This window comes from Streptomyces alkaliterrae, assembly GCF_007097205.2.
Taxonomy (GTDB): Bacteria; Actinomycetota; Actinomycetes; order Streptomycetales; family Streptomycetaceae; genus Streptomyces; species Streptomyces alkaliterrae.
Genome location: NZ_VJYK02000642.1, coordinates 1 through 874 on the forward strand (window position 1 = coordinate 1; position 874 = coordinate 874).

2 protein-coding genes are annotated in these 874 nt (G+C 70.1%); one reads left to right on the forward strand and one right to left on the reverse strand.

Annotated features, from left to right (window positions below; translation table 11 throughout):
* The coding region (locus FNX44_RS27275; protein WP_228450328.1) for an ABATE domain-containing protein at positions 1-363 on the reverse strand (363 nt) is incomplete at its 3' end.
* A 46-nt stretch (positions 364-409) separates the two neighbouring features.
* Here FNX44_RS27275 and FNX44_RS27280 point away from each other — a divergent pair.
* Positions 410-862 (forward strand): VOC family protein, encoded by a 453-nt coding sequence (locus tag FNX44_RS27280; RefSeq protein WP_143651627.1) that lies wholly within the window; start codon positions 410-412, stop codon positions 860-862.
* Positions 863-874 lie beyond the last annotated feature (12 nt).

Here is an 874-nt window from a genome sequence, read left to right on the forward strand (position 1 = left end):
GACACCGTCCGCGTACAACGCCGGAGCGAGCGGCGGCCGGGCAGCGGCGGCGTTGAGCACCCCCAGGTCCTCCACTGACGCCTCACCCCTCCCCGTCCGCGCCCACACCAGCCGCCACAGCGCGTCCCGCGCCCGCCGCGTCTCGGCCAGCTCCTCACCGCTCACCCGCAGCTCCGGCGTCGGCCGCAGCCGCGAGTGGACGACCCACTCCAGCAGCCCGGCCGGCTCGTGCAACGACTCGTACCGCGCGATCTCCCCGGGACCGCCCGTGAGCAGCAGCTCCAGACAGAGCGCACCCGGATCAAACCGATAACGCACCCCATCCGGTGAGGTGAGCACGAGTCCCGTTGCCCGATCCATCATGTAACCACTATAAGTAGTTACATCCGACTGACGAAAGGCCCCGGCCATGCCACTGCACTGGAAACTCGTCATCGACTGCGCCGACCCCCACCGACAGGCCGACTTCTGGGCCGCCGCCCTCGGCTACGACGTCGAGGACAACAGCGCCCTCATCACAGCCCTCCTGGAATCGGGCTACGTGAGCGCGTCACTGGTCACCGAACACCACGGCCGCCGCGCCTGGCGCGACGCCGCCGCCGTCCGCCACCCGGACGACCCGGTCGACCCCGCCTCCGGCACCGGCCTCGGCCGCCGCCTCCTCTTCAACCGCGTCCCCGAACCCAAACCCGACACCAAGAACCGCCTCCACATCGACATCCACACCGAGGCCGACGACCGCCCCACCACCGTCGACCGCCTCACCAACCTCGGCGCCACCGTCGTCCGCCACGTCGACGAACCCGCCGGCTCGTGGAGCATCCTCAAAGACCCGGAAGGCAACGAATTCTGCGTCCACTGACCCACCCACCAC

What these genes read in the sequence shown, in the direction of transcription:
- FNX44_RS27280 (WP_143651627.1), top strand. Translation starts at nt 410, where the DNA reads ATGCCACTGCACTGGAAACTCGTCATCGACTGCGCCGACCCCCACCGA.